At 60.8% G+C, this 10,269-nt stretch carries 10 protein-coding genes; 7 read left to right on the top strand and 3 right to left on the bottom strand.

What is annotated here, in order from left to right:
- The 4 genes from Q5H31_RS08240 to Q5H31_RS07685 form a co-directional block, all read left to right on the top strand.
- A partial coding sequence (locus tag Q5H31_RS08240; protein ID WP_368043777.1) for a ribosomal protein L7/L12 occupies positions 1-74 on the top strand: 74 nt, incomplete at its 5' end.
- 232 nt (positions 75-306) lie between these two features.
- Complete coding sequence (locus tag Q5H31_RS07675) at positions 307-1,794, top strand: FHA domain-containing protein (protein WP_302457646.1); 1,488 nt, start codon at positions 307-309, stop codon at positions 1,792-1,794.
- An 8-nt stretch (positions 1,795-1,802) separates the two neighbouring features.
- A complete protein-coding gene (locus Q5H31_RS07680; RefSeq protein WP_003807872.1) occupies positions 1,803-5,423 on the top strand; it encodes a helicase in 3,621 nt (1,206 codons plus the stop codon).
- Between the two features lie 23 nt (positions 5,424-5,446).
- On the top strand, positions 5,447-5,692 hold the full coding sequence (locus Q5H31_RS07685; protein ID WP_033499404.1) for a hypothetical protein: 246 nt from the start codon (positions 5,447-5,449) through the stop codon (positions 5,690-5,692).
- A 42-nt stretch (positions 5,693-5,734) separates the two neighbouring features.
- Here the strand turns inward: Q5H31_RS07685 and Q5H31_RS07690 are convergent, their stop codons facing one another.
- The 3 genes from Q5H31_RS07690 to Q5H31_RS07700 all read right to left on the bottom strand — a co-directional run bounded on the left by Q5H31_RS07690 (position 5,735) and on the right by Q5H31_RS07700 (position 7,530).
- On the bottom strand, positions 5,735-6,403 hold the full coding sequence (locus tag Q5H31_RS07690; RefSeq protein WP_229076943.1) for an SAF domain-containing protein: 669 nt from the start codon (positions 6,401-6,403) through the stop codon (positions 5,735-5,737).
- Between the two features lie 247 nt (positions 6,404-6,650).
- Positions 6,651-6,833, bottom strand: a complete 183-nt coding sequence (locus Q5H31_RS07695; protein ID WP_003807880.1) for an FmdB family zinc ribbon protein — start codon at positions 6,831-6,833, stop codon at positions 6,651-6,653.
- Between the two features lie 82 nt (positions 6,834-6,915).
- Positions 6,916-7,530 (bottom strand): 5-formyltetrahydrofolate cyclo-ligase, encoded by a 615-nt coding sequence (locus tag Q5H31_RS07700; RefSeq protein ID WP_302457647.1) that lies wholly within the window; start codon positions 7,528-7,530, stop codon positions 6,916-6,918.
- Positions 7,531-7,667: 137 nt separating this feature from the next.
- Here Q5H31_RS07700 and Q5H31_RS07705 point away from each other — a divergent pair, with 137 nt between their 5' ends.
- From Q5H31_RS07705 to groES, 3 genes are all read left to right on the top strand, one after another.
- Positions 7,668-8,273 carry a GNAT family N-acetyltransferase gene (locus Q5H31_RS07705; RefSeq protein WP_003807884.1) on the top strand — a complete coding sequence of 202 codons (606 nt, stop codon included), beginning with the start codon at positions 7,668-7,670 and terminating at the stop codon, positions 8,271-8,273.
- A 59-nt stretch (positions 8,274-8,332) separates the two neighbouring features.
- On the top strand, positions 8,333-9,529 hold the full coding sequence (locus tag Q5H31_RS07710) for a hypothetical protein (RefSeq protein ID WP_003807886.1): 1,197 nt from the start codon (positions 8,333-8,335) through the stop codon (positions 9,527-9,529).
- Positions 9,530-9,751: 222 nt separating this feature from the next.
- Positions 9,752-10,045, top strand: coding sequence for a co-chaperone GroES (gene groES / locus Q5H31_RS07715; protein WP_011742802.1), 294 nt, complete (start codon positions 9,752-9,754; stop codon positions 10,043-10,045).
- Positions 10,046-10,269: the final 224 nt, after the last annotated feature.

The following is a 10,269-nucleotide window of genomic DNA, read 5'->3' on the forward strand; positions in this document are numbered from 1 at the left end:
AGGCCAAGAAGGAAGACGCCGAGAAGGCCAAGTCCCAGCTCGAAGAAGCCGGCGCCACCGTCGAGCTCAAGTGATTCGCGCGGCTTCAAGCCGCAATCACCAAGCTGTAATGGAAACCCCGTTTGCCGTAAGGCAGCGGGGTTTTCCGCATATGGAGCATGACTCAGGCATGTTCTAAAATGGGGGAATTAGGCGAAAGTTGTCAATTTATCGGTTCGGAATCCTTACTTTCGCGATGAATCATGACACAATGGCAGATAGTGTAGTGCGAAAGGAAGGCCGACAACGGTGAGCGAGGATCGACGAATGACGCGGCAGTGGACCGTCAAAGTTGACGGAAACAACGTGAAAACGCTTCATGACGGCGAAAGCGTGGAAGTCGGGCGCAAACCGTTGCGCCCGCTGTCGGATGACGGGTTCGCTCGTCTCGACATCATGGATCCGGGCAAGTCCATGTCGAAAAGACATGCGGTCCTCTCCGTCGACAAGCAGGGCAATTGCTCCGTACGAGATCTGCATTCCACCAACGGCTCGTTCGTGGTGACGAACAACGGCCAACTGATGCGCCTGACCGCAGGCGAGGACATCAAGCTGCCCATCGACTCGATGACCCTGCAGTTCGGCGACGTGCGTCTTACGCTCGAATCCGCATTCGAACACGATGACGAGGATGACGACGCCACCTCCGGTGTCTCGGATGATACAAGCCAGCCGGTTTCGAACCTGTTCGAATACGCGGTCTCCGACGAGGCTCCGCAGGAACCGGATGCAGCCGACATGTCCGTGGACGACATCCTCAATCTGCGTGCCGGCGAGCCGACGACGTTCTTCCACGCGCGCAATGTCACCGACCGTGCCGATGCTCTGCACCAGGCGGAACGTCAGACCTTCACGCCGGAGCATGCCGACAAGCCGGAACTCGAAGATGCATTCCCCTCGGTCTCCTTGGTTCAGGAAACCGTCGTGGCCGCGGACAAGCCCCGCGACCTGTTCGCCGACGCCGCAGCGCAGGCCGAGGCTGAAGCTGAGATCGAGGCCGATGCGGCCGATTCCGCTGATGCGGCTGCGACCGATGCCGAGGTGGCTGCCGTCTCAACCGAGACAGCCGCTCGGCCCTTGGAAGCATCCCATGACGGTAACAAGAACAACCTGATTCCGGTGGACAAGCTGTTCAGCGCGCGCCCCAACACGCCAATCGCCGTCGCTCTGCCCGACAGGAACGACACTGGCGATAACACAGGCAACGTTGACAAGGCTGACAATGCGGCTGACGCGTCCGCCCAGGAACAGACGCAGTCCGCCGAACAATCGCAGATGGCGGAACAGCCCACATCGGAAACTGCCGAACAGCAGCCCGCCGAACAGCAGTCGAAGCCGATGCACGCTACGCAGCCGCAGACGGAACAGCCGGGAACGGTGGCCGCGGAAGACGACGACGAGCGGTTCCGCCCGCAAAACAGCCAATCGCAGCCCGCGCCGGACGAAACCGCCGCATTCAAGCCGATCTTCGAACCGGGATCGGTATTCGACCGTGTGTCCAAAGGCGGCCTCGCCAAGCAGGAGCAGACCATCGAGGTCGACGGCCTGACCTCCGATGACGCCAAACGCACGGATGATTTCACAGTGCAGTTCCAGATGGCGCGTCATCCGGAACTGTTGCCGTTCCTCGCCATGAACCCATCCCTATACGATGACCTGTACGCGTGGTTGGGCGCATTGGGCAACCAAGACATCGATGCGGCTTTGGCACACAATCCGGGATATGAGGAATACCGCAAGGCAGTAGGGAAGTGAGTCGGTATATGAGCGAAAACGAAGAGACGGCCACCGCGTTGGACCGTATCCGCGGATGGCGTGAGGAGTATCGCCTTGGTCTGGCACCATCCCCGCTTGAGGATGTGACGCAACTGAGCGCCCAGCTTGACCTGACGCATGCGCACCCATCGGGCATCGCGCAGCTGTTCGCCAAAGGACACGTCACCTTGGACTCGTTGTTCCGAGACAACGGCATGCTGCGCGCCGCGGGCAGGCGTGTGGAACGCGTGCTCGACGACCGTGACGCGAAAAGCCGTGTCAGCGGCGTCGGCGAACTCTCCTTGGTGGTCGGCGTGGCCATTTGGAAAGGCAACCAGATGCCGGTGCTCATGTATCCGGTCGAAGTGCGCAAGGAAGGCCGCAACATCGAGAACGGCACCGTCATCGCGTTCACCGGACGAGTGCGTCTGAACGCGGCCTTCGCCGCCGTGATGCGTGAAAACAACGTGACATTGGACGAGACCAAGCTCTTCGATGGTTCGAATTACGAAAGCGGCACCCCCGAAACGTCCGCGGTGTTCGCGGCCATCACAGCGCGCGCGTCCAGCGTTTTCCCCGATTTCGAAATCGAACGTCACATCATCCTCGGCTGCTTCATGGACCCGTCCTCGCAGATGCTGGTGGAAAGTCGCCAGATCATCAACCAGCTGTCCCAAGGCCCGACAGGCAACACCGTCCTGGACGCGCTCGCCGGGAACAAGGAAGCCGCGGACGCGCTGAAAGACGCGCAGATTCCCGAATACAGTCCGTTCGACGCCGATCCCCATGGCGAATACGAGATTGGCGACGTTGACAACACCGTCCGATACGCGGCGCAGCTGGCCGCATCCGGGCATTCGATTTTCGTGGACAGCGCGATCAGCGGCAACACGGCCGAACAGGCCGCGGCAATCGCCTCCCGTTGCGTGATGGGCGGACACAGCGTGTTGTACGTGCCGTGCGTCACCGACCAAAAGCGCCGTTTCATGCAGACGATCGCGGCCAACGAGATGAGCGGCCAATTGCTGGACATCGCCGATGACGGCGCCAATGCGGCAATCGACCGTCAGCTGATAGCCGCAGTCGGTTTCCAATCCGGCGTCGCGACTTCGCGTTTCGACCAGATTTCGGATGAGCTGGTGGGTGTGCGTTCCCGCCTGGCCCGCTATCTGGGCGACCTGCACGGCGTCAGCCAGGAATGGGGCGTGTCCGCATACCAGACCATCCAGAACCTCGCACAAATCGCCGTCCTGCCCACGCATCCGACCACGCATGTGCGTCTGGCCAAGCAGTCCGCCCATTCCATCGCGGACAAGATGGAGGAATGGGCTCAGAAGCTGTATCGCGCGGGAGAACTCGGCGAATACACCATCGGCGCGCAGGACACCGCCTGGTACAAAGCCTCCCTGTATTCCGAAGAGGAAGCGGTCAGCGCATACCAGCGTGTGGTCGAGCTGCTGCGCAAGGTGCTGCCCGCCACCCGCAAACAGGTGTCCAGCACCGTGCAGACCTGCGGCTTCCCGATTCCCACCACCGCGCAGGAGTGGGGACGCCAGGTCATGGTGCTCAAGAACCTGCGCCGCGTGCTCGACGTCTTCCAGCCGGAAATCTTCGAACGCGACATCGATTCCATGATCGAGGCCACCAAGCCCAAGGCCCAGCGCAAGGCCGAAGGCAGCTCCATGGGATTCTGGGAACGTCGCCGCCATATCAAGGAGGCCAAGTCGATGCTGCGCGTCGGCGCGCAGGTGGAGAACCTGCATGAGGCGCTGCTCGTGGTGGCCAAGCAGGCCGAACAGTGGCACATGTTCGTTCCTCACGGCGGATGGCCGGTGCTGCCCGCCAAACTCGACGACATCATCAACACGCAGGACCAGCTGACGAACGATATGACCGCGTTGAACGTGGCGCTCGCCACCACACCGCAGGGCGGCAATCTGGACACCGTCGACCTCAACCAGGTGGAAGAGCGTCTGAAGGCCCTGTATGACGACAAGCAGGCGTTGGATACGCTGCCGGAACGCGCCCGTCTGGAACGTGAGTTCCATTCGGCCGGTCTGGATGAGCTTGTGGCGGACCTGAGCAACCGCGGCGTGCCGAACGACGCCGTGGCCGGAGAACTGCAGCTGGCGTGGTGGACCACGGCTTTCGAAGACATCGTGAAGTCCTCCGCCATCATTTCCAACCAGGATGGCTCCGCCATGCAAAGCGCCGCCGACCGATTCACCCAGGTGGATGTCGAACACGTGCGTTCCATTGGACCGATGGTCGCCCAAGAGTCCGTACGCCGTCTGTGCGACATGCTTTTCTCCCGCACGCAGGAAGCCAATCTGCTGCATACCACGCTTGCCGGTTCCCGAAACGTGCCGTTGAACAGGCTGCGCAGGGAGCATCCGCAGATTTTGGCCGCGGCAAAGCCGATTCTGGTGGCAACGCCAGCCACGCTCGCTGCCATCACCGACCCGGCGCCGCTTGCCGATACCGTCATCATCGATACGGCCGCGCATATTCCGTCCATCGAGCTGCTCAGCATCATCGCCCGCGCGAAGCAGGTCGTGGTGATCGCGCACCGCAAGACCGTCACATCCGATGGCCTGCAGCGACTGATCGCACTGCTGCCAAGCGTGAAGATAACCGACAGGCCGGTTCGCCGTGCGCCGAAGCTCAACGCCTTCCTTGAATCGGAAGGATACGGCTCCGTGCCGTGCGATGTGGCGCGTGAAGGATACCAAGGCGAAGTCGCGTACCATTTCGTGCCGGACGCCAACGGTGTGCCGGTCATCAATTCCGGTCTGGTCGAATCAAGCCAGCAGGAGATCGACGAAGTGGTGAGCATCATCCGCAAGCGCGCGGCCGGTTTCACCATCGTTCCCGCATCGTATGTGCTTACCGTGGTGGCGCTCACGCACACGTTCCGCATCCGTCTGGGTGCCGAGCTCAAGTCGCTTGCCAACAAAGACAAGGCCATGGGCATGTTCCTGCGCCACGTGCGCATCGTGGACATCGTCGATGTGGCCGGCGCCCACGCCACCGACGCGATTCTTGCGATGTGCTACGCCAAGACCTCGCACGGCAGGCTGCTGCAGCAGTTCGGCGCGCTGGAATCCGACGGCGGTCGAGGCATGCTGCTGGACGCTTTGGCGGTACCGGACCGTCATCTCGACATCGTCTCGTCCTTCGCATCCGACGATATGGACGACGAGCGACTGCATCAGGATGGTCCGAAGGCGCTCAAAACCGTGCTGCGTTGGGCCGAACAGCTTGATGACAGCATGGTCCGCCCGGCGATCAAGGAGTCTGGAGAGAACGTGCTCTTCAACGATCTCGCCGAGAGGATCCGCGAACGCGGCTTGGACGTGGCCGTCGATTACGGTTTCGATGACGGACTCAAACTGCCGTTGGTGGTTGGTCTGAAAGGCGAGCCGTTCGCTTTGGCCGTGCTCACCGATGACGCGCAGTTCATGGGATTGCAATCCACCAGGGAACGCCATCGCGTGCTGCTGCAGGACATCGAATCGCTTGGCTGGTCGGTGATGACGGTATGGAGCGTCGGCGCGTTCGTGAACCCCGATAAGGAAGTCGACCGCATCGTGGCACGACTGGGAAGCCTGTACCGGGAGGAACGGTGAGCGCCGAGCATATCGAAAACGTCATGGAGCATGACGATTCGCAGACCCAGTCCGAGACGCACTCCACACCCAGTTATTCCGCCACGCGGCGGACCGCACGCAAGCATAAGCGCGTGGTCCGCCAAGGTACGGAACTGTTCGATGCCGATGGCGTCAAACTCGAACCTTCGGACGTGCTCACCAAGCGCCAACGCGAGGCGGATGACGACAAGCGCATCCTAAACGAGCTTCCGCCACATTGGGCGGTCTTCTCCGAACGTGGCCGCTGATACGTCCAGCCGGGGCCAGCTATCGATTAGGATTATCAGCCATTAATTGATGGTGGCGATGACCGCACTGTATTCCTGAACCCGCAACACGACGGCCGCCTCATTGGGCGGCATGGCGAACACCGCGATGGTATTGCCTTGCGCATCCTTAGCCGGTTTGCCGGTCAGCAGCGCTTCGGTGCAGATCGTGCGTAACTGCGCATCCACACCACCGTCCGGCATATCATTAGCCATGCCGGACGGCGTTTCCGTACCGTTCGGCATATCCGCGACATTCGGTGTGCCGGACTGCATCTCAGCATCTGTCATGGTGGCGCTGGAAAGTGTCACCTTGTCTCCGGGAATCAAACCGCCGGCCACACTTGCCAAACGCACTTCGATACTCGTATGGCCCTGCGGCACAACGGGGGACGCACGGGCCATGCCCGACATAAGCACATCGTGCGCGCCGATGCCCACCTGTGCGATCAGGCCGACGGCGTCGTCAAGCGTATGGAAGGCGTTGCTCAGCGAGCCATCGCTCGGCGCCTCACGTAACTCCACGGCTTCGCGTGTGATGGCCGTGCCTTTGGCGACATTTCGCACCGCGACCACAATAGGCTGCGTGGCGATGGCTGCGCGTACGCATTGCAGCGTGGCGAATACCGTCAGGCCAGCGCACAATGCGGCGAGGAACCGATGCAGGCGTGCGTTGCTTCGTCTGGCTTCCAACGATGCGGCAGTCGAACCATGCCGGTCTCGTTGCAGACGCGTCGTGCGCGCGGTCCGTCCTTCCGAAGCCGTCGATGTGCGCAAACTCGAATGTGGCCGGCGGTCCATCAAGGAATGAAAAAAGGTCATCATGCATGCATGATGACCTGATTGTTATGACCACGGCAAGCGGAATCCGGGGTTGTGGTCGGAGAATGGGAGTTATCCACAATCTTCGGCGTGTCGCGTTGGATTCCGCGCCTGTGGGTCACTTGGATTTGTCGGTGCGGTAGAAGCCGGACCCCTTGAACTCGATCGGCACCGCGGAATAAACCTTGCGGACCTGCTCCTCGCCGCATTCCGGGCATACGGTGATCGGATCGTCGGTGAACGACTGCTGCTCGGTGAAGTCGTAGTTGCAGTTCTTGCAACGGTAATGGTAAGTAGGCACGATATCCTCGCTTTACGCACAATCCCAAATTTCTTAACGGGACATATCCTAGTACGTTCCCTGAGACGGCCCCGCAACCGTCCTATCCTCGGACATCGGCATAACCATCCGGCGTGAGCACGCCGTCGACGGGAATATCATGCGGCTCATGCGGCACGGTCTCGTCGGTCGGCTCCCAAGGCCAGCAAACGGCGACCACGCGCGCGGTGCTGCTACGATGCTCCAAAGCGCGGTCGTACCAACCGCCGCCGCGCCCCAATCGGAAACCATGTTCGTCCACAGCGAACGCTGGCACAATGATCAGCTCGGCCGAAGTGAGAACTTCCGGTCCTTCCGCTGCGTTTTCCGGCTCCTGCGGGCGATGTGTGTTGATGGAACCATCAGCATTGCGCTGGTCGCGCAGATCGTCAAGACCGTTCAGCTCACTCCAGCCGACTTTCATGCCAGCACCCAGACGCGGCACCAAAACACGGCAATCCGTGTCGAACATCGCTTCGAGCAACGGCATCATCGATATTTCACTGCCCATCGAGGCGAAGGCCGCGACGGTCGATCGCGGTCGAATCAACGACGCTTCCAATGCGTGTTTGGCAAGCAGCCGTCCCGCTTCGCGACGCTGGTCGGCGGACGTCCGCTTTCGTCGTTCGATCGCAGCCGCGCGCCAATGCCGTTTCAGCTCGCGTTGTTGCTCATACATGTCCATATCGTTCGTTGTACCACGGTTCGATTGCGTGGAAAACGGAACATGGGGTATGGGTGGGGCACAATGGAAGGGTGACGATTTTGCAATCCTTGAGCGACATGATGCGTCGTCCGGGGAATAATTCCTTTGAAATGCCGGAATTCATCCAATCGCATAGCATGCGCGTCCCGGTGAGTCTGCGCCCGTTGACGGGTGCCGACTATGACGAGTGGAACGAGGTTCGCTGGCGCAACGATGCCTGGCTCAAGCCGTGGGAATCCGGCGATCCGCTGCACGGCGCCCCCATCACCTACAAGGAATGGATGAAACAACTGCGGCGCAACGAACGGGCCGGTACCGGTGCCGTGTTCGCCATCGAACAGCATGGCCGTATCGTCGGGCAGATCTCGTTGGGCGCGATCTGCTACGGCGCGATGCGTTCCGGCGTCGTCGGCTATTGGGTGGACGAGCGTTGCGCCGGGCGTGGCTACGCGCCGATGGCGGTGGCGCTGTTGGCGGATTGGGCCATGTTCGACCCGACCGGACCTCGACTGCATCGCATGGAAATCGACATTTTGCCGGAAAACAAGCGGTCCCGTGCCGTCGCACGCAAGGTCGGAGCAACGTTGGAGGGGGTGCGGCGCGCGTATATGTACGTCAACGACCAATGGCGCGATCATGAAAGCTACGTATTGATGGCCGAGGACGCGCCAAACGGTTTCACCGCGCGTCTGATGACAGGGAATTCACCCTCCTGATTCGACACGCCGGGGAGGACTCGCCTCGAATGTCGGAATGTCACCTATTCTTATGACATATGGGTTATGAATCGTTAAGCACGGTGGTCGTGCTTGCGATCGTTGTCATCCTGATGCTCATTTGGTTGCCCAGACGGACGATTAAAGGCATGAAGAGGGTGATCGAACATCGCGAGGACCGCTTTTCACCGTCGTTGCATCTGGTGGATGCCGACAGCGGAACGCGATTTTCCGATGAGACCGTCGCGGCAGCGAAAGGGGTACTGATGCAGTCCACAGAGGCGCACAAAGGCGCAACATCCGAAGAACGGATCGCGGAAATTCGCGCCCTTCGTCACGCCGCGGTCCGCAGGAGGCGCGCCATCGCCGTCTCATTGCTGACAATCACGGTCGTTGTGCTGGTCTGTGCGTTCGCACTGCACTTCAGTCCGCTGTTCGCGCTCATTCCGGCCGCGTTGCTGGCCGCGGTGCTCGCGTTGGGTGTGCGTGCGTCCAAGCAGGCCGTGGCGTGGGAGCGGAAGGTCGCCAGATACCATGCCAAGGTGAAGAAGCGTGCCGCCGCCGAACGCAAACGTGCGCAGGCGGAGCAGGCGGAACGTGCCAGACTGCGCGCGCAGGAGCTGGCCGAGGCCCGCAAGGTCGCCGACGAGCAGTTGAAGACCGATGTCGTTCCCGAGGGGGAGATTCGCCAGGCGATCGCCCGCGGCAAGGCCGATCGGGACGCCGCGGTGAAACGGCGCAAGGAAGAGATGTCTTCCAAGGAAGAGACGCAGACTGCCGAGAAGGCCGTCGACCAGACAACCGAACGTGCGGATGCCGCGCCCGCTGACGTCAAGGAAGTGGGACTGTCCATCCACGATGAGCGAGACAATATGGCCGAAGAAGCCAAAACCGTTGCCGTCAAGTCCACGCAGGACTTGATTTCCTTCTCGTTGGGTGCGCCTCGCGACGGTGCCGACGTTGAGGTGGATGCTCCGGAAAGCATGGAGATCAAATCCACCAAACAAGTGGCCAAGGCCGTGCCCGTCGAAACGCCTTCCGACGAGGCTGAGCCGTTGATTCCGCCAAGCGACGCAATGGGCAGCATGGATGCCGATGAGGCCGCCGCCCGCGTGGATGAGGGCGTGCACCTCAGAGAGGTCGACGTTCCGGGATTCCACGATGCCGAAGTACGTGCCGATGTGGAGGCTCCGGATGTGACTTCGGACTCCCTAGGCACCGGCCTGGAGGCCATTCTGGCCCGTCGTAGCGCCTGACGAAACGCTTGAACCGTTTTTTACAAAGTCTGGAACCGCATGGTTTCAGGCTTTTTTGATAATTTCTCTCAGAGCGTTAGCACTCGAGTTGGCAGAGTGCTAATAATCGCGCTAGGATAAGTCACAGCGCGAAAGGACGACGCCGTAAGTGATCGTCAGCCTCTTGCTAGCGGGTCCCGGCGCGGTAAGTATCGATTTCTCTTTAGAAAGAGGAGGTCCACAGTGTCGATCTCACTCACACCGTTGGAAGACAAGATCATCGTCAAGCAGGCGGAAGCCGAGACCCAGACCGCTTCCGGTCTGTTCATTCCGGACAATGCCAAGGAGAAGCCGCAGCAGGGTGAAGTCCTGGCTGTCGGCCCGGGCCGTCGTAACGACGCCGGCGAGCGTATCCCGGTCGACGTCAAGGTCGGCGACAAGGTGCTGTACTCCAAGTACGGCGGCACCGAGGTGCACTACCAGGGCGAGGATTACCTTATCGTCTCCGCTCGTGACATCCTGGCCATCCTCGGCTGAGACTAGCGCGTAGCTGTCGAAACCCCGTTTCCCGTATATTGCGGTTCGCAAGGCTCGGGAGGCGGGGTTTCTGCGTTGTTCGGCGCCGATTTGCGTAAAACGTTGGAATTTCAACGATTTGGGCCGTTTTTGGCTGTTGCGACACGCCGTATTTGCATAAGTCGGCCGGTCTGTGGCATACTAAACGGGTTGCCGGTTGGGGTTCAACCAAACAGGCAGCACGG

This window comes from uncultured Bifidobacterium sp., from assembly GCF_959020155.1.
Classification (GTDB): Bacteria; Actinomycetota; Actinomycetes; order Actinomycetales; family Bifidobacteriaceae; genus Bifidobacterium.